General features: G+C 65.2%; 19 protein-coding genes and 1 pseudogene. 18 read left to right on the top strand and 2 right to left on the bottom strand.

What is annotated here, in order from left to right; genetic code table 11:
- Nucleotides 1-64: 64 nt before the first annotated feature.
- The gene (locus Q7U29_RS14115; RefSeq protein WP_304742412.1) at nucleotides 65-394 is read right to left on the bottom strand and encodes a DUF3467 domain-containing protein; all 330 of its coding nucleotides are present in this window, start codon (nucleotides 392-394) and stop codon (nucleotides 65-67) included.
- A 778-nt stretch (nucleotides 395-1,172) separates the two neighbouring features.
- On the opposite strand from Q7U29_RS14115, the gene Q7U29_RS14110 reads away from it, so the two are divergent.
- Nucleotides 1,173-1,370 carry a DUF1858 domain-containing protein gene (locus Q7U29_RS14110; protein WP_304742410.1) on the top strand — a complete coding sequence of 66 codons (198 nt, stop codon included), beginning with the start codon at nucleotides 1,173-1,175 and terminating at the stop codon, nucleotides 1,368-1,370.
- 364 nt (nucleotides 1,371-1,734) lie between these two features.
- On the opposite strand, the gene Q7U29_RS14105 is transcribed toward Q7U29_RS14110, so the two are convergent.
- Nucleotides 1,735-2,922, bottom strand: a complete 1,188-nt coding sequence (locus Q7U29_RS14105) for a MalY/PatB family protein (RefSeq protein ID WP_304742408.1) — start codon at nucleotides 2,920-2,922, stop codon at nucleotides 1,735-1,737.
- 1,215 nt (nucleotides 2,923-4,137) lie between these two features.
- On the opposite strand from Q7U29_RS14105, the gene Q7U29_RS14100 reads away from it, so the two are divergent.
- From Q7U29_RS14100 to Q7U29_RS14020, 17 genes and pseudogenes are all read left to right on the top strand, one after another.
- Nucleotides 4,138-5,403 carry an ABC transporter substrate-binding protein gene (locus Q7U29_RS14100; RefSeq protein ID WP_304742406.1) on the top strand — a complete coding sequence of 422 codons (1,266 nt, stop codon included), beginning with the start codon at nucleotides 4,138-4,140 and terminating at the stop codon, nucleotides 5,401-5,403.
- Nucleotides 5,404-5,514: 111 nt separating this feature from the next.
- Nucleotides 5,515-6,570 (top strand): iron-containing alcohol dehydrogenase, encoded by a 1,056-nt coding sequence (locus Q7U29_RS14095; protein ID WP_304742404.1) that lies wholly within the window; start codon nucleotides 5,515-5,517, stop codon nucleotides 6,568-6,570.
- Nucleotides 6,571-6,706: 136 nt separating this feature from the next.
- Nucleotides 6,707-7,543: a helix-turn-helix domain-containing protein gene (locus tag Q7U29_RS14090; RefSeq protein ID WP_304742402.1), complete on the top strand. Its 837-nt coding sequence runs from the start codon at nucleotides 6,707-6,709 to the stop codon at nucleotides 7,541-7,543.
- Nucleotides 7,544-7,684: 141 nt separating this feature from the next.
- Entirely contained in the window at nucleotides 7,685-8,701 is a 1,017-nt protein-coding gene (locus Q7U29_RS14085; protein WP_304742400.1) for a branched-chain amino acid ABC transporter permease, read from the top strand.
- A 3-nt stretch (nucleotides 8,702-8,704) separates the two neighbouring features.
- The gene (locus Q7U29_RS14080; protein WP_370691758.1) at nucleotides 8,705-9,766 is read left to right on the top strand and encodes a branched-chain amino acid ABC transporter permease; all 1,062 of its coding nucleotides are present in this window, start codon (nucleotides 8,705-8,707) and stop codon (nucleotides 9,764-9,766) included.
- Between the two features lie 29 nt (nucleotides 9,767-9,795).
- The gene (locus Q7U29_RS14075) at nucleotides 9,796-10,572 is read left to right on the top strand and encodes an ABC transporter ATP-binding protein (protein WP_304742423.1); all 777 of its coding nucleotides are present in this window, start codon (nucleotides 9,796-9,798) and stop codon (nucleotides 10,570-10,572) included.
- Nucleotides 10,559-12,814: an ABC transporter permease gene (locus tag Q7U29_RS14070; protein ID WP_304742398.1), complete on the top strand. Its 2,256-nt coding sequence runs from the start codon at nucleotides 10,559-10,561 to the stop codon at nucleotides 12,812-12,814. The genes Q7U29_RS14075 and Q7U29_RS14070 overlap by 14 nt, the downstream gene beginning before the upstream one ends.
- An 11-nt stretch (nucleotides 12,815-12,825) precedes the next feature.
- Nucleotides 12,826-13,659, top strand: coding sequence for a phosphoenolpyruvate hydrolase family protein (locus Q7U29_RS14065; protein ID WP_304742396.1), 834 nt, complete (start codon nucleotides 12,826-12,828; stop codon nucleotides 13,657-13,659).
- 39 nt (nucleotides 13,660-13,698) lie between these two features.
- On the top strand, nucleotides 13,699-16,575 hold the full coding sequence (locus Q7U29_RS14060; protein WP_304742394.1) for a flotillin family protein: 2,877 nt from the start codon (nucleotides 13,699-13,701) through the stop codon (nucleotides 16,573-16,575).
- Nucleotides 16,576-16,579: 4 nt separating this feature from the next.
- The gene (locus tag Q7U29_RS14055) at nucleotides 16,580-17,017 is read left to right on the top strand and encodes an SRPBCC family protein (protein WP_304742392.1); all 438 of its coding nucleotides are present in this window, start codon (nucleotides 16,580-16,582) and stop codon (nucleotides 17,015-17,017) included.
- A gap of 3 nt (nucleotides 17,018-17,020) precedes the next feature.
- Nucleotides 17,021-17,464 (top strand): SRPBCC family protein, encoded by a 444-nt coding sequence (locus Q7U29_RS14050; RefSeq protein ID WP_304742390.1) that lies wholly within the window; start codon nucleotides 17,021-17,023, stop codon nucleotides 17,462-17,464.
- Nucleotides 17,465-17,472: 8 nt separating this feature from the next.
- Nucleotides 17,473-18,297, top strand: coding sequence for a xanthine dehydrogenase family protein subunit M (locus Q7U29_RS14045; protein WP_304742388.1), 825 nt, complete (start codon nucleotides 17,473-17,475; stop codon nucleotides 18,295-18,297).
- 12 nt (nucleotides 18,298-18,309) lie between these two features.
- Nucleotides 18,310-18,792 carry a (2Fe-2S)-binding protein gene (locus Q7U29_RS14040; RefSeq protein WP_304742386.1) on the top strand — a complete coding sequence of 161 codons (483 nt, stop codon included), beginning with the start codon at nucleotides 18,310-18,312 and terminating at the stop codon, nucleotides 18,790-18,792.
- A gap of 10 nt (nucleotides 18,793-18,802) precedes the next feature.
- The gene (locus Q7U29_RS14035) at nucleotides 18,803-20,485 is read left to right on the top strand and encodes a xanthine dehydrogenase family protein molybdopterin-binding subunit (RefSeq protein ID WP_304742384.1); all 1,683 of its coding nucleotides are present in this window, start codon (nucleotides 18,803-18,805) and stop codon (nucleotides 20,483-20,485) included.
- 1 nt (nucleotide 20,486) lies between these two features.
- Nucleotides 20,487-21,512 carry a xanthine dehydrogenase family protein molybdopterin-binding subunit gene (locus tag Q7U29_RS14030; protein ID WP_370691757.1) on the top strand — a complete coding sequence of 342 codons (1,026 nt, stop codon included), beginning with the start codon at nucleotides 20,487-20,489 and terminating at the stop codon, nucleotides 21,510-21,512.
- Nucleotides 21,513-21,523: 11 nt separating this feature from the next.
- Nucleotides 21,524-22,405 carry a MoxR family ATPase gene (locus Q7U29_RS14025; RefSeq protein ID WP_304742380.1) on the top strand — a complete coding sequence of 294 codons (882 nt, stop codon included), beginning with the start codon at nucleotides 21,524-21,526 and terminating at the stop codon, nucleotides 22,403-22,405.
- A pseudogene (locus Q7U29_RS14020) lies at nucleotides 22,402-22,889 on the top strand (hypothetical protein); the annotation flags it as partial. The gene Q7U29_RS14025 and the pseudogene Q7U29_RS14020, both read left to right, overlap by 4 nt.

Raw genomic sequence — 22,889 nt, 5'->3', positions numbered from 1 at the left:
TTGCGCATGATCGGGATGTGTCATGCATTCAAGACCCGGAAAAGTAGAAGTTGACGTCGGTGGTTCAGCGGCCATCTACCCGAAGCTCACCATGGCGAGCCTCGTAACCCTCCAGAACGCCACCCAGAGCGAGCCACAGTCGCTTCGCCGCGTGAGGACTCAGGATGATGCGGTTGTTGAGTTCGACCTGGACGCGGCGATCGCTCGGGACATTCCATGTCTGGTTGGTGCCGAAGAACAGGTCGACCTGCTCGAGCGTGCTTTGAATATTGACCACATTGGCAAAGTGAGTGGCCATCTTGGAGTCGTCCCAATTGACCGCCGACAGTACGTTGGCGTCTGAAACGTCGCGTGGTTGCGACTTTTCGGTTGTCTCCAAGGCATTTGCCGACACTGCTCAACTCCTGTGTTCGTGATCTGACCGAAGCGTTATGGGAACCGGTGCTCAGGGCACGCCGCAGATAGAACGCAAATCCGATGACCGTTTGATGAAACGGCAAGCCGTGACGTCCGGTCGCTCCTTCGAGGTCTCTTGACGTCGCCGCTTAAAGGAATGCTCGCACTTAGCTTTGCGGCTTCCGGGCTTTTTGGGTGGAGCTCTGGTAACAGAGCCTAATGATTTCAATAGCCTGGCCTGGACTAGACTACGAAACCGGCATCGATTTTGAAGGGTTGGAAGGGGTTTACGGCTAAGCCTTTGAAATAACGTCGTAAACGTCAGACTCCTAATCATCGGGTCCCAGGTTTGAGCCCTGGTGCGCCCACCAAGCCTTTCAAGCACTTGAAATAGCAGGACCGCCGGCTTGAGCCGGGATTCTTGATCTGGTCACTTCTGGCGTCCGCGTGCTGCTTTCGATTGCGGCATAGAGCAGTGTAACTGACGTCGGGAGCATCGCGAAGCTGTTGTCGACCTGCTTGCTTCTGTCCGACGCGCTCAACCACAACTTCATGACGAGGGTGTCCGGCGCCGAAGCAGGTGTGTGGCCGCAACGACATGGGCGATCCCGAAAAGCGCAAGCTGGTCTGCGATCTGCTGCTGTCTTTCGTCTCGCATCGCAAAACGACGGCGGATGTCCCGGCGCGATGCGCGCGGGGCGAAATCGCCGCGAAGGTTGCGCTTGAGCAAAGACCGAACGAGCGCGCCACGGGCGTAATGTACCAGGGAGGAGTTCATGCCGATTGGCTTCGACGATCTGGTGCATGACGTTATGAACGACTGGCCGGCGACCATCCGCATCTTTCTCGATTTCAAGATGGGGTGTGTTGGCTGTCCTATCGCATGCTTTCATACCGTGGAAGACGCCTGCGGCGAGCATCATCTCGACCGCGCCGCCTTCCTGGCGGCGCTGCGCGAGGTTGTCGAATCCTGAGCAACCGCGTGAAAAAATCGTTCAAGGCCCCGCCGTCGTGGTCGGGATGTTCTCCGGCGAGGGCATGCACGGCGCCCGTGATGCGTCCAAGGTTGATCGCCGAACTGAAGCGGAATGACACAGTGTATGCCGGCGTGATCGGCAATGTTGCGGGCAGCGAAAATCTGGTCTTGAAGGCAGTTGATGAACTCGTCCGAAAGCCGGCTTTGCCGAAGTAGTCGCAACCGGAACAGTCGACGTGCCATGGTTGCGCCAATCCGGCTCGCTGAGGATCACGATTCACGTGATGCGGTCGATGGCTTCGGCGGATCTGTCGCGTAGTGCGACGGATCCATTCAAACGGATCCATTCAAATGTGTGCCGGCTACCTGCCGGTCCGCAAATCGCTGAACGCCTCGTCCAGCCGGCCCAGCGCTTCCTCCAGGATCGGCCGCGGTGTGGCAAAGTTGAAGCGCAGCCAGGATTCTCCGCCCGGTCCGAACTGCGGGCCGGGGCTGGCAAATACCCGCGCCCGGCTCTTCACGCGATCGGCGACCTCGTCGGGCGGCAGGCCGGTGCCGGAAAAATCCACCCAGGCCAGATAGGTGGAATTGAGCCGCATCGAGCGCGCGCCGGGTACCGCTGCTTCGATGCGCCGGTCGAACAGGTCGCGGCTCACCGTCAGATACGCCAGCAGTGCATCGAGCCAAGCATCGCCCGTGCGCCAGCCCGCCTCGGTCGCGATCATCCCGAAGCTGTTGTAGGAGCCGAGCCCGCTCGCCATGATGCGCGCGTCGATGGCGCGCTTCAGCGCGGCGTTGGAGGTGACGCAGGCGCCGACATGGGCGCCAGCCAGATTGAAGGTCTTGGTCGCCGCAAAGGTGGTGACGAGGCGGTCGGCGATCTCGGGCGCGGCGGTCAGGGTGGGCGTATGCCTGGGGCCGGCGAACACGAGGTCGCTGTGGATTTCGTCCGACACGAGCAAGAGATCGTGCTCGATGCAGAAGCGCGCCAGCGCGCGGATTTCCTCTGATGACCAGACAGTGCCGCCGGGATTGTGCGGGCTGCAGAAGAACACGACCTTGGTCCTTGGCGTCAGCTTGGCGCGCAGTGCGTCGAGATCCATGGCATAGCGGCCGTTGCTCTCGACCAGCTGCGCATCGAGAATGCGCCGCTCGTTGGCAACAATGATCCGGCGAAAGGCGTGATAGGCGGGCGGGAACACCACCACTTCGTCGCCCGGTGCGCTAGCCGCCTGCAGAATGAGGCCGAGGCCCGCGACGACGCCCGGCGTCGGGCTCACCCAGGCGGGGTCCACCGCGAGATTGTGCCGGCGCTGCATCCATTCGGCGAACGCGGCGGCCCAGCTCCCGGTGTCGCCATAGTAGCCATAGACACCGCGCCGGGCCATTGCCATGAGCGCCTCCGTCACGCCGGGCGGCGCGGCGAAATCCATGTCCGCGACCCACATCGGGATCGCGTCCGGCGCGTCAATGCCCGACAGCTTCGCCATATTGTCCCACTTGGTGGCGTGCGTGCCGCGGCGGTCGATCACGCGATCAAAGTCGAACATTTTCACTCGGCTCCTGTCGTTATCGCTTGGTCCTCGTAGTGCAACGGCTCATGCTGCCTGATGAGGCAGACATGGCATCGATCACCGCTGCCGCCTGGTTGCGATGCGGCGCGCGGCTGCAGACCCGGGCTCTCGTTGCCCATATGTCGGATTCCGACGATGCACCCCGGGGGCATTCCCCGATGGTCTCGCCCGGTTGGCGGCGTCGTGCTGGCAAGGAGTTTCTGGCATTCGAGGCGATGGCGGTCAAGGAGGGCGCGCGGATTCTCTCCGGGCAATCGCCCAGCATGTGCGTTCGGGCCACAGGTCGAGACGGTGCAGGATGCGATCGATGCCTTGTGCGCCCGCCGGGGTGGCCTCTGCACCGTCATCGTTACGCCGGGCGACGACGTGCAAGCGGCTTTTGACAGCATCCCGCAAAACGGGACGGCAGTGTCAGCTTCATGTCGGGCGAGCATCAGTTGCCGGATCGAATCCTGGTGCGGGACAAGGGGCGGATCGTTGTGCACGGGGAGGGCACAATGGCGCCGCGAGCTTCGGAACGGGCGGGGTCGATCTGTCGTGGAGGGACGGTGAGCCTGAGAGCTCGCTCCGCCGCGCAGAAATTTCCGGGAATGTGGTGAGGGCTCCGTCGCGGTTCGGCAAGGAGGCTGCGCGGTTTGGGATCGAGGTCGGGCATTTCGCAAATCAGCTTCTGATCGACGGTAACGAGATCACCAGTCCCGATTTGGGAAATTCCGATTTCAGGAAGGATGTCACCTTCGCGGTATACGTTGAATACGACAGGAGCGCTGTCGCGATTGGCGTTGCCCGCGACAGTACGCTGCATCATGTCGACAAGAGGCCACTCCCGTTCGGTCAGCCAAATTCGCCGCAGGCGTTCTGAACCGGCGCGATGTGAATCCGGGGCAACGGACGGATCAGCACCGCTGCGTTCGCACCGGTGCCGCTATGGCTATCCGATCGATATCTCCTGAGCGCGTTGCGCGTGCGGTCGTTGCGGCTCCGCCTGTTCGTGCCTTGGCGGAGGACGGCCTATGCGCGCTCCCCGCACATGGCAGCCCCGCGAAAATGAGACGCTTGGATATTGGCGGCGTGGACTTTGATCGGCAGCTTTGCTGAAGGCGCCCGCGAGGGGCGCGTTAGGAGACGCTTATGAGGAAGGTCCGGCGTGATTGCCGGATTCTCTCTTCCGCGTCGCAGGGAGGAACAACAATGCGCAAGTCTTTGCTTGGCGCCGTCGCGGTGGCCGCCCTTATGCTGCCCGGCTCAGCTCTCGCCCAAAGCGGTACCATCAAGATCGGCATTCTGGTGGCGCTGGAAGGCGCCTTCGCGGCCGGTGGCCAGGATGGTGTCCGAAATGTCGAACTGGCTCTCAAACAGGTGAACCACACCATTGCCGGCAAGAAGATCGAAACCGTCGTCGCTCCGACGGATACCAAACCCGACACAACGGTCCGTATGGCTCGCAAGCTTGTGGAGCAGGACAAGGTCGACCTCATCATCGGCCCGCTTTCCGGCTCGGAAGGTATTGCCATGCGCGATTTCGCCAAGACCATCCCGGACAAGGTGGTGATCAACGGCATTTCCGGCGCGCTCGAGACGACCTGGGTCGATCCCGCGCCGAACTTCTACCGCTTCAACCTCGACGGCTCGCAATGGGGCTTCGGCCTCGGCAGCTACGTCGTGAAGAAGAAGGGCTGGAAGCGCGTGGCAACGATCGCAGCCGATTACTCGTTCGGCTACACGAACTTCATGGGCTTCGCGGTGGATTTCTGCAAGTCGGGCGGCGACATCGTCCAGCGGTTCTGGCAGCCGCTCGGCCAATCGGATTTCGGCGGGATCATCGCGCAGCTGCCGGACAATGTGGATGCGATCTATCTGGGCCTTGGCGGCACGGATGCGATCAACTTCCTCAATCAATATCAGCAGGCCGGTGAAAAGACCCGCCTGATCGGCGGCACCATCATGGCCGACCAGACGGTTCTGACGGCGAAAGGTAAAGCGAAGGACGTGCTGAAGGGCACGCCGACCTCTGGCCCCTTCGCCACCGACAATACCGACCCGGCATGGACCGCGTATGTGAAGCTCTATCAGGAAGGCTTCCCCGCCAAAGATCGCTTCCCATCGCCTTCGCTATTCGGTCTGGGCTACTACACGGCCACGCTCGCCGCCATCAAAGGGCTCCAGGCGGCCGGGGGCGATCTATCGAACGGGCAGGCGAAGTTCAAGGAGGCCCTGAACAAGCTTCAACTCGACAGCCCTGTCGGCAAGATCACGCTGAACGAAAACCGGCAGGCGACCGGGACGGTCTTCGTCAACGAAGTGGTCGATGGGCCGGATGGCAACATGACCAGCAAGATGGTGGCCAAGACCGAAAACGTCAACCAGACGCTCGGCATGACGACGGCTCAGTTCAAGGCCATCGGGCTACCGGCGCGCGACGCGGTTGACTGCGCCAAGCTGCGCGCGGGCGGATGAGCGCGCCTGCCCCGGTGTCATCTTCGGTGGCCGGCTCTCAGCCGGCCACCGCTTCCTTCGGGAATTCCGCCATTGCGGACTCATGAGGCGGAAACGCCGGGAGCATCTCCGATGACTCTCATCGACTATCTCACGCGCACCCATTTCGCAGAAGCTGCGATCGAGGATGCGCTGCCCGAGGAGGTGGGGACGCTCGCTCGGGCGCTGATGCTCGTTGACAATGAACCGGGAAGCGCTGCCGTTTGCACTCGCGTGCAGGAGTCACTCGGCCAGACCTCGATCAGCCTGGCGCGGACCGATCGTGCCACCCCACATGAAGAAGCAACCGTCAGGATTCTGAGCGCCATGAGCGACATCCGGACAGGCACGCTCATCGCCGTGGGTGGATCTGCGGCTGTCGGGCAGGCGCGGCTCGCTGCGGAGCATGCATTGCGGCGGGGCGAACGCCTCACGCTGATCGCAGTTCCTGCCGGCCTTTGCGATTTCGGGTTGGCGCGGCGGGTGCGCCTGGGACAAGGCGAGCCGGTCGCTTGCCCTCGCCCCGACCGGATAATCGCCGATCCAACGGTACTTGAGGGAGCGCCCTCACGCCGCCTCGCCGCCGCGGCCATGGAGGTGCTGGTCCATGCCATCGAAGCCTATGCCAGCCCGGTCTATCACCCGCCGGCAGACGCGCTTGCGCTGGAGGCCGCGAAGCGGCTCACACGGTGGCTACCCGTAGCGCTTGCTTCGCCCAGTCACCGGGAAGCGCAGCGCGAATTGATGGCCGCGGCATTGACAGCCGGGCTCGCGCTGGAAAAAGCGGTCGGGGGGGTCGATGCGCTTGCGCATCCGATCAAGGCTGAACTTGGACCTGGCGTCCTGCAGGGCGATCTCCATGTGCCATTGATGGCGGCCATGGCCGACTTCAACACCGAAGCCGTGGGCGATCGATACGCCACCATGGCCGAAACCTTCGCCAGAACAACGCGGGAGCCGCACTTCAGCACCGCCATCGGAGCTTTCGCCCGCGCCATCGGCCTGCCGACCTCCTTGCGGGAGATGGGGATCAATCCGGCTCGGTTCGATCGTTTTGCGGAAATGGCAGCGAACGACCCCGGAGCCCTTGCCAATCCCCGACGGCTAACCCCAGGCGACTGCCGCCGCATTCTCGAGGCCGCCTGGTGAGCACGAACGAGGAGCACCCGGCGCGAGGCAAACGGCCTGGACCGGTGGCGGCCGGGGCAATTTGCCTGTTGTCACAACGCGATCTCCTTATACATTCCTCCTTTACCGCGCACAAAGATGGGCGGGGAGGAAACCGATGAGTATCGCTCACGCGGTCGCACATGGTGCGTTCGGGCGCGCCTGTCTCTATGAGCTCGATCGGCCGATGGTGCCGCACGCCCATCGCGAGGGGCATCTGATCTTCCACGTCAGCGGACCGGTCGCCAGCGTAGTTATCGATGGCAAGACCTTGCCGCTCACGACCCGGAGCGCAACGGCAATCAGCCCATGGCAACCGCATTATTTTGCGCCGATTGACCGCCGGGAACCAACGCTGACGCTCGTTCTGTACATCCGCCCTGGCTGGTTTGTTAATGCGAGCCACACGGCCTTCGAAATCCTGCGCTTCGGCCGCTCAACCGTCGAAATGAGCGATCACATCACCCGGCTTGTCTCGGAAACCGCACGGCTTCTCGCCGACCATGGCGGATGCGACGGCTCTTTCGAAGACCGGCTCAGTGCCCTCACCCAGGCGGCCTTCGATCAAACCTGGCAGTGGACGAGCGCGGCTGACAGGCCGGCTGCCCAATGCTCGGGACTGCGGGATTTCCGCCTGAGGCGCGCGATCAGCCTCCTGAGCGAGAGGCTCGGCGAACCCGTCGACCTTGCACAGATTTCGCGAAACGCCGGTCTTTCGCGCCCGCATTTCTTCAAGCTGTTTCGCGAGCAGATGGGTCTGCCCCCGACGATCTTCCTCAACGCCCTGCGCATGGAGCGCGCGATCGAGCGATTGGCCAGAGGCAGGGAAACGGTTTCTGAAATCGGGCTTGATCTCGGTTTTGCGACCCCGGCGAGCTTCTCGCGGTTCTTCATCGCCAATGGCGTCGTGCCGCCGAGCGCCTACCGGCGCAGCGTCGCCGGCCTCGCGCACTGAAAAAGAGGTGCTGCACGCCAAAGAAGAGACGTTCGGGCTAGAGAAAAGACGTTCGGGGAAGGACAGGCCGGGAACTTCAATCTAGCCTTCATTCTAACGGTGGCGAAGGTCCGCCACGGAAGCCTGCCGGGCCGTTCTGAGATGGACAATTTCATCAAGCGCTATCCGCTCTGGAGCCTGATTTTCATCCTCTTGGCCATAGCGTTCCTGTATCTTGTGCTGGCCCCCTGGCCACCCGAACTGGTGGCGACCTGGGGCCGCAAGCAGATCTTCCTGAATGCGCTTTTGGGCGGCATCACGCTTGGTGCGCTCTATTTCCTCGTAGCAGCCGGCTTCACGCTGATTTTCGGCCTGATGCGCGTCGTCAACCTCGCGCATGGCTCATTGTTCCTGATCGGCGGATATCTCGGCTACGAGGTCGCGACCGCCTCGGGTTCGTGGCTGCTGGCATTTCCGATCGTGTTCATCGTCGTGGGGCTGATCGGGCTCTTGATGCAGTTCTTCATCTTCTCGAAAATGGAAGGCGAAGAGCTCCGCCAGACGCTGGTCAGCATCGGGCTTTCGATCGTGTTTGCCGACCTCATGCTCTGGTGGTGGGGCGGGCAATCGTATTCGATCCTGGCGCCGCAATTCCTGCAGGGGCCGATGGAATTGCCCCTTGTGAGCAACGTCAACGACTCGACCGGCGCGGTCACCTGGCTGCGCTACCCGTCCGTGCGCGTCTGGATCCTGGTCGCGGCAATCGTGATCGGCATCGCGATGTGGCTCGTTTTGAACCGCACCGCGCTTGGGATGCTGATCCGTGCGGGCGTGGACGACCGGGAGATGCTGGCCGCTTCCGGCGTGCGCATCCACCTGGTGTTTCTGGCAGTGTTCGGCTTCGGCGCCGGGCTTGCCGGTATCGCGGGGATCATCGGTGCCACGTTCCAGTCGCTGTCGCCGGGCGAGGATACGCGTTTCCTGCTGGCGAGCCTCGTGGTGGTGATCGTCGGAGGCATGGGGTCGATCGTCGGCGCGGCTTTGGGGGCGCTGATCATCGGAGTGGCCGAGCAGATGGGGTTTGTCTACGCGCCGACCTATTCGATCGTTCTCACCTTCCTCATCATGGCGGCGGTGCTGGCGTTTCGGCCGCAGGGCCTTCTGGGAACGAGGCGATAGGACATGTCGGTTGCCGATCAAGCCCCTCGCTTCACCAGCCCCGTCGAACAGCGGATGTGGTCCGAGCGCATTCCCGTCCCCTGGTGGATCTTCGGTTTGATCCTGCTGTTGCTGCCGGTCGTGGCCAACAATTTCTGGCTGTTCCAGATCATGGGCTGGACCTTCATTCTGGGCATGATCGGGCTCAGCCTGATGTTCCTTGCCGGCTATGGCGGAATGGTGAGCCTGCTGCAAATGTCGATTGCCGGAATGGCCGGCTACATGGTCGCAATCCTTGGGCCGTCCGGCGCGGCCAATGTCAGTCTCGGCCTTTCCTGGTGGATCGTGATTCCGGCCGCCTTCCTGATTGCGGCACTTTTCGCGACGATATGCGGCGCGCTCGCCGTTCGCACGGATGGCATCTACACCATCATGATCACGCTCGCGATCGCGGCGGCCTTCTTCTATTTCACCCGACAGAACTACTCGATCTTCAACGGCTATTCCGGGTTCAATCTCGTGTTGCCGCCGAAGCTTTTCGGTGTGAACTGGCGCGCTCCCGTGCCTTTCTACTACCTTACGCTCGCCTGCGCCGTTCTTTGCTACGGCGCAGTCGTGTATCTTGCGCGCGCTCCCTTCGGGCTCGCCCTCCAGGGCGTGCGCGACAACCCGCGCCGCATGGCGGCACTGGGTTTCAACGTGACCGCCCATCGCGTGGCGGCCTACGCCCTGACGAGCGTTTTCGCCTCCGCGGGCGGCATTCTTCTGGTCTGGCAGAATGCGCAGATCGCGCCGGGCACGATCGGTGTTTCCTCCGCGATCGATGTGCTCGTGGTCGCGGTGGTCGGCGGCATCCGCCGTCCGCTCGGACCGTTTATCGGCGCGTTCATCTACGTGTTGCTGCAGGTGTTCTCGACCGACATTCTCGGCTTTTTCGGATTTGCGGCGGATCGCTTCAAGCTGATCATCGGGATCGGCTTCCTGGCGATCGTGCTGTTCTCGCCGGATGGTGTGCTCGGGCTGTGGGATCGCTGGCGCGCGGGCGTCGCGGCGCGGAAGGCCGCAGCGACGGGAGGCGGGGCATGAACGCGCCTGTCGTGTCTTCCCGGATTAACATGCCCGGGGCTGGCAATGCCAGCTCCGGCAATGCGCTGGAACTGCGCGGCATCACCAAGATGTTCGGCGCGCTGGCCGCAATCTCGGACGTGACGCTTTCGGTGAAACCGGGTGAAAGGCGGGCGGTTCTCGGCTCGAACGGCGCGGGCAAGACCACGCTGTTCAACTGCATCACCGGGGATTTTCTGCCCACAGCGGGCCTGGTCCGGTTCTTTGGCGAGGATGTAACGGTCTTCCCACCTCACGAGCGCATCCGTCGGGGCTTGCGCCGCACCTACCAGATATCCTCGCTCTTCACCGGGCTGAGCGTGATGGACAATGTCTATCTGGCCTGCTGCGGCGTTTCGCGAAACCGCTTCTCGCTGGTCCGGCCCCGCCCCGACGATGCACTCGTGCATGCAGCGGAGATACTGGTCGCGGCTGTGCACCTGACCGACGACAAGGACCGCCTGGTCGGCGAACTGGCCTATGGCCAGCAGCGGCAGCTCGAAGTTGCGCTGGCGCTGTCCGGCGCGCCGCGCTTCGTGCTGTTCGACGAGCCTGCGGCGGGACTGTCGCCGACCGAGCGCGCCGATCTGGTGACGATTTTGACCTCGCTGCCGGCGCACATCGGCTTCATCATCATCGAACACGACATGGATGTCGCGCTGCGTGTCGCCGACAGCGTGACGATGATGCACAACGGCCGGATCTTCAAGGAAGGCCGGTCCGACGAGATCGAATCCGATCCGGAAGTTCAGGAGCTTTATCTCGGAGGCGGTCATGCCCAGCACTGACCGCCGTCCGCCACTGCGCGGCACGATGCCGGCACTGCAGGTTCGCGGGCTGAACCTGTATTACGGCCGCTCGCACGCGCTGCAGGGCGTCGATCTGACCCTGCAGGACGGTGTGCTGAGCCTGGTCGGACGCAACGGCATGGGCAAAACCTCGCTGTGCAAGGCGATCATGGGCCTGGTGCCGGTGTCGAGCGGTTCGATCAGCGCGTTTGGCGAGGAGCTGATCGGCCGCTCCACCACCGACATCGCCCGGCTCGGCATCGGCTATGTGCCGCAGGGCCGGCGGCTGTGGCGATCGCTGAGCGTCGACGAGCATCTGCGGCTGGCGCAGCGCGGGCCGCGCGGCAGCTGGACGCCGGAGCGGATCTACGACACCTTTCCGCGGCTTGCCGAGCGCAAGAACAATGCCGGCTCTCAGCTCTCCGGCGGCGAGCAACAGATGCTGGCGATCTCGCGGGCGCTGTTGCTCAATCCGCGGCTCTTGATCATGGACGAGCCGACCGAAGGCCTCGCGCCTGTCATCGTCGCGCAGGTCGAGGACATGCTGGTGCGGCTGTCCGAGGAGGGCGATGTCGCCATCCTCGTCATCGAGCAGAACATCGGCGTGGCGACCGAGATCTCCGACACGGTCGCCATCATGGTCAATGGCCGCGTCAACCGGGTGATCGAGGCGGTGCGGCTGGCGGCCGATCGCGACCTGCAGCAGCGCCTGCTCGGTGTCGGCCGCCATGGCCACGAGGAGATCGAACCTTCGCCTGCGGCCGCGAGCGAACCCGGCGGTCGCCGGGCGCCGGCGCCGCCGGCGCGCGGCGATGCGCCCATCCGGGTCTATCTGTCGAACCCGGTGCTGCCGACTCGCTGGAGTCCCGATGTTGCGGCGGTGCGGATCGAGGCCTCCGCGCGCACCATGACGCGCACGCCGATCGCCGCGACGATAGCCGCATCCGATCGCAAGGTCGGGCGCAGCGTAGGTGGTCTCAACGAGCCGTTCGTCGCGGTGGCCGGCACACTCGACACCAAGGGCGAGGAGCTGCGCTTCATCGCCGACATCATCAAGGCGGCGGGTCTGCCTGTAAAGTTGATCGATCTGTCGACCACGGGCCGGATCTCCGGCGCGGACGTGCCGCCGCTGGAGATCGCGCTGCATCACCCGCGCGGTTCCGCCGGCATATTCAATGCCGAGCGCGGCGCCGCCGTGGCGGCGATGGCAGAGGCGTTCGAGGCCTGGGTGAAGGGCAAGTCCGGCAGCGACGGCGTCAGGCTGCTGGGCCTGATTTCCGCCGGCGGCTCCGGCGCCACGGCGTTGGCGACGCCAGCGATGCGGGCGCTGCCGGTCGGCGTGCCGAAGCTGATGATCTCCACCGTCGCTTCCGGCAACACGCGGGCCTATGTCGGCCCCTCCGATATCATGATGATGTATTCGGTCACCGACGTTCAGGGCCTGAACGCAATCTCGCGACAGGTGCTGGCGAACGGCGCGCAGGCGATGGCCGGGATGGCGAGGGCGCGGCTGGAGGCGAGCAAGGCGCCGCCGCCGCGCCGCGGCGAAGACCGGCCGCTGGTCGGCCTTACGATGTTCGGCGTCACCACGCCTTGCGTGCAACAGGTGATAAAGTTGATCGGCGACGATTACGAATGCCTGGTGTTCCACGCTACCGGCATCGGTGGTCAGTCGATGGAGAAGCTGGTCGACGGCGGCCTGGTGTCGGCGGTGATCGACGTCTCGACCACCGAAATCGCCGATCTGCTGTTCGGCGGCGTTTTTCCGGCGACCGAAGACCGCCTCGGGGCCATCATCCGCACCCGGATTCCCTATGTCGGCTCGGTCGGCGCGCTCGACATGGTCAATTTCGGCGCGCCCGACACCGTCCCCGAGCGCTACCGCGGCCGGTTACTCCATCAGCACAATCCGCAGGTGACCCTGATGCGGACACTGCCTTCGGAGAATGCCGAGATGGGCCACTGGATCGGCGATCGGCTTAATCTGATGGAAGGCCAGGTACGCTTCCTGCTGCCGGAGGGCGGGGTCTCGGCACTGGACGAGGCAGGCAAGCCGTTCTTCGACGCCGCGGCGCGCGACGCGCTGTTCGGCGCGCTGGAGGCGAGTGTGCGGCAGACGGCGTCGCGCCAGCTCATCCGCGTACCGCATCATATCAACAGTCCGGCATTTGCGGCCGCGCTGGGGCAACACTTTCGAGCGATGCAAGGCGCACGGCCGCGCGCGCGCGCGGCAGGCCGGTAGGGGATCACAGCATGGCAGCGATTGATCGGCAGGCCCTTCTCACCAGGTTTCACGCGATGATCGCGCGCGGCGAGCCGATCGTCGGTGGCGGCGCGGGCACAGGCCTGTCCGCCAAATGCGAGGAAGCCGGCGGCATCGACCTGATCGTGATCTACAATTCCGGCCGCTTCCGGATGGCCGGGCGCGGTTCGCTGTCCGGCCTGATGCCCTACGGCGATGCCAATGCGATCGTGATGGAGATGGCCGCCGAGGTGCTGCCGGTGGTGAAGAAGACGCCGGTGCTGGCCGGCGTCTGCGCCACCGACCCGTTCCGCAGCATGGATCGTTTCCTCGACGAGGTGAAAGCCGCGGGGTTCTCCGGCGTGCAGAACTTTCCGACGGTCGGTCTGATCGACGGCAGCTTCCGCCTGGGGCTGGAGGAAACCGGCATGTCCTACGCGCTCGAGGTCGAGATGATCGCGCTCGCCGGCGCCAGAGGCCTGTTGACCACGCCCTATGTGTTCTCGGCCGACGATGCCGCGGCGATGGCGGGCGCCGGCGCCGACATCATCGTCTGTCATTTCGGGCTGACCGCGGGTGGCGCGATCGGGGCACGGACCGCGCTGAAGCTCCAGGACGTTCCGGCCATTCTCGACGTCTGGGCGGCCGCGGCGCTCGCGGTGAAGCCCGACGCGATCATCCTCGTGCATGGCGGCCCGGTGGCAGAACCCGAGGACGCCGAATTCGTCATCAAGACCTCGCGGCATTGCCATGGCTTCTACGGCGCCTCCTCGATGGAGCGGCTGCCGGTGGAAGTCGCGATCCGCGAGCAGACCCGCAAATTCAAGGCCATCAGCCGTGGCTGAACGGACCATGCGACAGCACTTCGTGGAGGGAGAACAGACATGTCAGGCCAGCTGATCGGAGCGCTCATTCTCTGGCTGATCGTCGCGATCATCGCGATCGCGATCGTCGTCTATCTGGTGAACTGGCTTTACCGGCGCTCGTCGAAGGAAGCGGCGTTCGTCCGTACCGGCCTTTCCGGCGAAAAAGTGGTGATAGACTCCGGCGCCTTCGTGCTGCCGTTCATCCATGACATCACGCCGGTGAACATGAACGTGCTGCAGATGCGGGTACATCGCGGCCAGGACGACGCCATCATCACCCGCGACCGGATGCGGGTCGACATCGACGCCGACTTCTACGTCCGCGTCCGCGCCACCCCCGAGGCGGTGTCGCTGGCGGCCTCGACGCTCGGCCGGCGCACCATGCAACCGGAGACATTGCACGCGTTGTTGTCAGGCAAGTTCGTTTCGGCGATCCGCTCGGTCGCCTCCGAGATGACGATGGAAGACATGCACGAGCAGCGCGGGGTTTATCTCGCCAAGGTCAAGGAGGCCGCCGCCGAGGCGCTCGCCCAGAACGGGCTGGAACTGGAATCGGTGGCGCTGACCAATCTCGACCAGACCGACCTGCAATACTTCAACGCCTCCAACCGCTTCGACGCCGAGGGCCTGACCCACCTGATCGAGCAGATCGAGGGCCGGCGCAAGACGCGCAACGACATCGAGCAGGACTCGATGATCAAGATCCGCTCGCGCAATCTCGAGGCGGAGAAGCAGTCGCTCGAGATCGAGCGCGAGAGCGAAGTGGCGCGACTGGAGCAGCAGCGCGACGTCGAGGTGCGACGCGCCGTGCAACGCGCCGAAATCGCCCGGGAGCGCGCGATGCGCGACACCGAGGCCGAGCAGGCCCAGATCAATGCGCGCGAGGAAATCGAGAAATCGCGGATTGGCAATGAGCGGGCGATCAGCGAGGCGAGAATTTCCTCCGAGCGCGACGTCCGCCAGCGCGAGATCGAGCGCAGCCAGATCGTCGACCAGGCCGAGATCGCGGCGCGCGAGACGGTGGAGAAGGCGCGGATCGCCAATGACCAGCTGATCAAGGAGTTCCGCATCACCGCCGACCGCGAGATCCGTGAGCGCGAGATCGAACAGGTGCGCGCGCTGCAGGCAGCCGAGATCGCCGCGCGCGAATCCACCGAGCGTGCCCGGATTGCGCAGGAAGCGTCCGTCAGCACCGACCGGATCGCCAACGAGCAGCGGATTTCGGGCCTCGATATCGCCAAGCGGCGGTCCATCGAGGAGGCCGATATCGCCGCGCGGCTCGCTACCGAAACCGCGGAAATCGCCCGCAACAGCGCCATCATCGCCAACCGCCTCGCCGCTGAGGAAAAGCGGCTGGCGCGCGAGATCGTCCGTGATCGCACTGTCCAGCAGGAAACCATCGCGTCGAAGGAGCTGGTGGAGTCCGCCCGCATCCTCCAGGAGGAGAAGGTTCGCGCGCTCACCATCACCCGCAACCAGGCGATTGACGAGGCCGAGATCGCCGCACTGCACGCGGTGGAAGCGGCGCGGATTTCCAACGAGAAGGAAATCGCGGCGCATCGCATCCTCGCAGAACAGGAAACCCGGTCGCAGGAGATCGCGCGGACGCAGAAGCTGGAAGGCGCCGAGATCGCCGCGCGCGAAGCGACCGAGACCGCGCGCATCGCCTCCGATCTCGAAATCCGCAGCCTCGACATCAGCCGCGCCAAGGCGATCGAGACCGCCGAGATCAAGAAGCGCGACGCGGTCGAGGTCAGCCGCATCGAGGCCGAGCTGGCGATCGACAAGGGGCGGATCGCGGCGTCGAAGAGCCGCGAGGTGCTGCAGATCGATCAGAAGAAGATTATCGAAATCGCCGAAGAGGAGCGCGTCATAGCCACCTCCGCGCGCAGGATCGAGCGGGTTGATTCGGACCGCGCCGTGCGCGCGGCCGAGATCAATGCGCGCCAGGAGATCGAGAAGGTCGACATCACGCGCGAGCGCGAACTGGAAGTGGCGCGGCTGGAGCGGCGCAAGGCGCTCGAACAGCTCGATATCGCACGCAATCAGGCGCTGCAGGAATCCGAGATCGCCGCGCGCGAGGAGATCGAACGCGCGCGGATCGCCTCCGAACGCGGCCTCGATGAAGCCCGTATCGGCCGCGACCTCGATTTGCGCAAGCTCGAGGTCGGTCGCGAGCGCGAGGTCGAGAGCGCTGTGATGGACAAGGCGATCGCGATCTTCGAGAAGTCGTTGCTGGAATCCGCGGCCCAGGTGAAGGCCGAGATGGCGAAGGCCAAGGCGGTGGAGGCCGAGGAGATCGTCAAGACGGTGCGCGAAAGCGAGAACGCCAAACGGCGCACCACGGTCGAGATCATGCTGGCGCGGAAGAACGCCGACGAGAAGCGCATCGAGGCCGAGGCCCATGCGATCCGTGCCGCGGTCGACGCGGAAGCGCAGAAGCTGCTCTACGAGGCCGAAAATGCGCTCACCGACGAGGCGCGCTATGGCCTGTTCCGGCGCCGGCTGCTGGACCGGATCGAGGGCATCGTTCGCGAAAGCGTCAAGCCGATGGAAAAGATCGAGGGCATCCGCATCCTGCATGTCGACGGGCTGGGCGGCATGGCCGGCAATGGCGGCGGCGGCTCGCGCACGCCCACCGACGAGGTGATCGAATCGGCGCTGCGCTACCGGGTGCAGGCGCCGCTGATCGATCAGGTGCTGAAAGAAATCGGGATCGAGGGCGGCAGCCTCGCCAAGATGGGCGGGCTGATGCGCGAGGCCAGCGACCTGCAGCGTGTCGGCAAGGAAGCCCAACCGCCCAGGCCGAAGGACGAGGGACCAGTCCCCGCAGGTGCTGGACCCGATGAGCCCAAGCCGTCCGGCCGCGGCGGCAAAGGCAAGGGCAAGGAGTGATCGAATGGCCCGCGTCTACGTATCCAGTGTCATCAATGCACCGGCGCCCAAGGTCTGGGCGCGCGTGCGCGACTTCAACGGTCTGCCGAACTGGCATCCCGGTATCGCGGAAAGCCGGATCGAGAACGGCGAGCCGCCCGACAAGGTCGGTTGCGTCAGGGCGTTCGCGCTGCGCAATGGCGACCGGCTGCGCGAAAAGCTGCTCGGGCTCTCGGACTTCGACATGCTCTGTACCTATTCGATCCTGGATTCGCCGATGCCGCTGACCAATTACGTCGCCTCGCTGCGGCTGACCCCGGTCACCGACCAGGACCGCACCTTCATCGAATGGAGCGCCGACTTCGACTGCGCGCCGGAGCTGGAAGCCGAGCTGGTCAGCGGAGTCGGCGGCAATGTGTTCCAGACCGGTTTCGACGCGCTCAATCGCGCCTTCGGAGCCTGAGCGATGCCGAAGGTCGTTCGCAGCACCATCATCGACGCCCCGGTCGAACGGCTGTGGGCCGTGCTGCGCGACTTCAACGGCCATGAATCCTGGCATCCGATCGTCGCCAGGAGCACGATCGAGCGCGGTTATCCCTCCGACAGGATCGGCTGCGTCCGCCGCTTCACGATGCAGGACGGTGCCGAATTGCGCGAACAGTTGCTGGCGCTGTCGGACCTGGAAATGACCTTCAGCTACTGCCTGCTGGAGACGCCGATCCCGCTGTTCAACTATGTCGCTCATGTCCGGCTGCTGCCGGTCACCGACGGCAATCGCAGCTTCTGGCATTGGGAGGGCCGGTTCACCACGCCGGCCGGGCGCGAGGCGGAACTCGCCGACCTCGTCGGCAACGAGGTCTATTCGAATGGCATCGCGGCGGTTCGCCAGCTGCCCGAACTCGCAGGTTAGGAAGCGCCATGTCCGTCAATGTTCGCATCGTGCAGGGATTACAGGAGGCCGCGAGTATCCTCGCGAGCGACAACGGCGCGCAGCTGCTCGGTGGCGGCACGCTGCTGGTGCGCACCATCAACGAGGGCCTGATGACGGAAGGCACCTTGCTGCGCGCGATCGATCCGGTGCTGCTGGCGATGAACACCGGCGGCGCGCGGGTCGAACTCGGCGCCGGCGTTACCATGGCGATGGTGTTGGCCAGCCGTGACCTGTCCTATCTGCACGCACCGGCGCGCGGCATCGGCGGCCCCGCCGTGCGCACTACGGCGACCATCGGCGGAAATTTATTCGCGGCTACCCCCTATGGCGATTTCGCCACCGCGCTGTTGGCGCTCGACGCCGTCGTCACGCTGCACGCCGGCTCCGGCGGCGCCCGGGAGATGCCGCTCGAGGAGATGCTGGCGAACCGGGCGCGGGGCGGGGTCGGGCTGGTGGCCTCGGTCGTCTTCAATCGCCCGGCCGGCGCCGATGCATTTCGCTTTCTAAAAGTCGCGCGGGTGCGGCCCAAAGGCATCTCGGTGCTCTCGATCGCGGCGCATCTGCCGCAGAACGCCGGAAGGATCAGCGGCGCGCGGATCGCCTATGGCGCGATGGGGCCGACGCCGCTGCGCGCCAAAGCGGTCGAGCGCGTGCTGGAGGGCCGCAGCCTGGACGCAGCCACCATAGCTGCGGCGAAGACCGCGGCGCTCGAGGGCACGCAACCCGCGACCGATGCGATCGCCTCGGAGTGGTATCGCCGCGAAGTACTGCCTGTGCATCTCGGCCGGCTGCTTGCCGGCGAGACATCCTGAAGGAACGCGTCAATGGCCCGGATGCCTGTCCAGTTTCGCCTCAACGGCTCTGATCGCGCGGTGTTCGTCGAGCCCGCGGAGACGCTGCTCGGCACCATCAGGCGTGGGCTCGGCGATTTCGCCCCGAAGTTCGGTTGCGGCCAGGGCACCTGCGGCGTCTGCACCGTGCTGGTCGATGGCGAACCGCGATTGGGGTGCCTGACGCTCAGCGTGACCTGTGAGGGGCGATCGATCGAGACCGCGAGCGGACTTGCCGATGGGCCGACGCTGCATCCGCTGCAGGCCGCCTTCATGGAGCATTTCGCCGCGCAATGCGGCTTCTGCACGCCCGGCATGCTGATGGCGGCGAAGGCGCTGCTCGACCGCAATCCGGACCCGACACGAGTCGAGGTGGTCGAGGCGATCGCCGGCAATATCTGCCGCTGCACCGGCTACGAGCCGATCATCAACGCCATTCTGGCCGCCGCGCAGCAGCGCGGCGCCCGCCGCGCCTGAGGAAATCCCGATGCTGGAGTTTCGCAAGGATCTGTTCGCCGACGAGCGCGACGACAATCTCAACGTGATCGGCAAGGGCGAGCAGCGCCAGGACATGCTGGGGCATGTCACCGGCCGCACCCGGTTCTTCGATGATCACGGTTTTGACGGTCTGCTGCATTTGAAGGTGGTGCGCTCGCCGCATCATCATGCCCGTATCAGGAGCATCGACGTTTCTGCCGCGGAGCGCGCGCCCGGGGTGAAGCGCGTGATCCGGGCGCAGGACGTGCCGGTCAACAAGAACACGCTGCTCAGCCTGATCGGGTTCGGCAAGGACGACGAGCCGACGCTCGCCGTCGACAAGGTGCGTTACAAAGGCGAGCCGATCGTCGCCATCATCGCCGACAGCGATGCGGAAGCCATGGCCGCCGTCAAACTGGTTCGCGTCAGCTACGATCCGCTGCCCACGGTGTTCGACGTGCAGGAGGCGCTGAAGCCGGGCGCGGTCGTCGTCAACGAGACCTATCCGGGAAATTATTTCGAGTATCACGACAAATACGACCACCAGAAACTGCGCTTCGGCGATGTCGAGGCGGCGTTCCGCAGCGCCGATCACGTGCTCGAGGAGCGCTACCAGATGTCGCCGATCGAGCACGCCTCGACCGAGACCAACGGCACGATCGCCGCTCCCGAAACCAACAACCGCTACGTCGTGCATTCCTGCGCGCAGGGCCTGTTCTTCTCGCTCGGCACCACCGCCAAGATACTCGCGCTGGAATCCAACCGGCTGCATTTCATCGGCGGCACCGTCGGCGGCGGATTCGGCGGCAAGGTCGATTCGCTGACCGAGCCGCTGGCGGTGCTCGGCGCCATGCTCACCGGGCGGCCGGTCCGCTATGTGCTGGGGCGCGAGGAGGAGATGCAGTTCGGCTCCCCGCGCGGGGCCGAGCGGCACGTCATCAAGGACGGCGTGATGCGCGACGGCCGCATCGTGGCGCGGCAGATCACCTCCTATTTCGATGCCGGCGCCTATACACGGCTGACCAGCTATGGCGTGGTCAAATGCGTCGCCCACATGCCGGGTCCCTACACGATCCCGAACGTGCGCGGCGACGCCTATTGCGTCTTCACCAACCGCGTGCCCGCCACAGCGATGCGGGGCTTCGGCGTCACCGGGGTGGACTTTTCGATCGAAGTGCAGATGGACAAGCTGGCGCATCTGGTTGGCATCGACCCGATGGAATTCCGCATCCTCAACGCCTATCGCGATGGCGACATGAAGGCGCATCGCCGCGTCGCCCACAACACCGCGCTGATCGAATGCGTCCAGGTCGCGGCGCAGAAAGTGAACTGGCCGCTGAGCGAGACGGCGCGGCGCGCCTCGTCGTTGAGCGGCGGCGGCGGTCCGCGCGCGACGATACCGCCCACGGTGACCGATGAGGGCGGCCGGATCGGGCGGCCGGAGACGCGACAGGCGCCGCCGCGGCTGACGCCGGGCGCCGGAGCATCGCTGCCGGCCTATCAACCCCAACCCGCCATACCGGTCCATCAACCGCCGCCGGCGCATCAGCCGGTGGCCCCGTTGCCGAGCTATCCGTCGCAGCCGGCCACCGCCGCGCCGCTACCGGCTCCGGCACCACCCGTTCCGGCACCGCCGGCGGCGCCCCAGCATGGCGCGGCGCGGTTCTCGTCAGTGTTCACACGGAGGCGCTGAGATGACACGGCATCATGGGCGCGGAATGGCGTCCATCAATTACCCGATCGGCATGAATCTCGGCGGCGATCCCAGCCAGGCACTGGTGCATGCCAATCCGGACGGCAAATTCACCGTGGCGCTGTCGGCTATCGATCTCGGGCAGGGCATGAAACAGGTCAGCCGGCAGATCGCGGCGGAAACGCTGGGTGTGCCGATCGAGGATGTCTATGTCGACACCGCCGACAGCGACACCGGTCCGCATGACATGGGCTCGTTCGCCTCGCGCGGTACGCACCGTGTCGGCAATGCGGTGATCGTCGCGGCAAAGGAGGCGCGGGGCGTGCTGCTGGAGGCCGCAGCCGAGGAGCTCGAGGTCAATGCCGAGGATCTGGTCACCGACGGCAAGGGCAACATCCATGTCCGTGGCGCGGCGTCGAAAACAATCACCGTAAAGGCGGCGTCGCAGGCGGCGCAGTTCAAGCAGGGCAAGACCATCGCTGGCCGCGGCATCTTTCTGATCCCGCTGTCCAACGTCAGTCCGGAGACCGGCGAGATGTCGCCGGTCACCGCCTATGCCCATGCCTGCCTGGTCGTCGATCTCGAGGTTTGCGACGAAACCGGCGACGTCAAGGTCAACAGGATGACCAGCGCCTATGAACTCGGTCGCGCGCTCAATCCGAAAATGGTCGAGCAGCAACTGGTCGGCGGCGCCTGGATGGGCATGAGCCACGCACTCTACGAAACGCCGGAGCCGTATTATCCCAACCCCGAACATGGCGGTCGCGATTACAACGAGTATCTGATGCCGGGTCCCGGCGACATCGCGCCTCACGACATCGCGGTGCTGGAGCGGCCGGCGCCGGACGGTCCGTTCGGCGGCAAGGGCCCGGGCGAGATGTGCGCCAATCCGGTGCTGCCGGCGGTTGCCAACGCCATCTTCAACGCCATCGGGGTGCGGATCGATACGCTGCCGATCACGCCGGAGAAGATCCTGCGCGCGTTAAAGGCGCAGGGCGGCGCGCGGCCGCAAGTCCGGCGCGCATAGGGGACATCGGAATGGCGGTGCGCGGGAGTGTCGGGGGGATCGATCGGCCGGAGAAACTGGCCGACGCCTTGCGCGCGGCCTATTACCTCGCCGATGACGGCTTCGCCACCGCCGGCTATCTCGCGCTCGCGTTGGGCAAGCCGTTGCTGCTGGAAGGCGCGCCGGGTGTCGGCAAGACCGAAGCCGCCAAGGCGATCGCCGGGATCCTGGGGCGGCAGCTGATCCGGCTGCAATGCTACGAGGGCATCGACGCCGCCGCCGCGCTTTACGAGTGGAACTACCCGCGCCAGATGCTGGCGATCCGTCAGGCCGGCGACGAGCCGATCGATATCTATCGCGACGATTTCCTGATCGAACGGCCGATGCTGGCGGCGCTGCGCCGGCCGGAATCGACCGTGCTGCTGATCGACGAAATCGATCGCTCCGATCCGGAATTCGAGGCGTTCCTGCTCGAATTCCTCTCGGACTTCTCGATCTCGATCCCTGAGCGCGGCACCCTGCGGGCGCATGAACGCCCGGTGGTGATCCTGACCTCGAACCGCACCCGCGATCTGCACGAGGCGCTGCGGCGGCGCTGCGTCTATCATTACATCGCGTATCCGGATCCGGAGCGCGAGGCGCGGATCATCATGATGCGCGCGTCCTCCGTCGCCGAGTCCACCGCGCGCGCGATCGTCACGGCGGTCGGTCGGCTGCGGCAGGAGCCGCTGACCAAGCCGCCCGGCGTCGCCGAGGCGATCGACTGGGCGGAAGCCGCGACCCTGCTGGCGAAAACCGGCGCGCCCTGGCCGGATGCATTCCGCCGCGCGATCGGTGTGGCGCTGAAGGACGAGGAGGATCTCGCCTTCATTGCCCCGCGGCTCGACGCCATCATCGCGGAGATCGCGGCATGACGGAGCTTGCTTTGCCGCTCGCAGCCCGGCCGCTGCTGGATTTCATCGGGCTGCTGCGCCGCAATGGCTTTGCGGTCGCGCCGGAACAGGGCCTGGCCTTTCTGCGGGCGATCGAGCTGCTCGGTCCGCGCGATATCGAGGACATCCGCCGCGCCGGCGTCGCCACGCTGGCGCCGCCGTTCGAGCGGCAGCCCGATTTCGACATGCTGTTCGACATGCATTTTCTCGGCCTTGCCGGCACGCTGTCCGATCAGGTCGCCGAAAGTGACGAGGAACTGCAGGCGCAGGACGATGGCGCCGGATATGACGCGCCGCTGTCGGATGACATCAACGAAACCGGGCAGGCGGCAACTGCGCGCGAAGCGCTGTCGCGGCGCGCATTGCGGCCGGGCGACGACAGCCAGGAGCTGGCGCGATTTAGCCGCCACCTGCCGGCCCGGTTGCCGCGGCGCCGCGGCTATCGGATGCGCGCCGCCAAGCGCGG

This window comes from Bradyrhizobium sp. (assembly GCF_030654605.1).
Lineage (GTDB): Bacteria > Pseudomonadota > Alphaproteobacteria > Rhizobiales > Xanthobacteraceae > Bradyrhizobium.
Note: the sequence above shows the minus strand (reverse complement) of the source record. Positions and strands in the feature narration are given on the sequence as shown.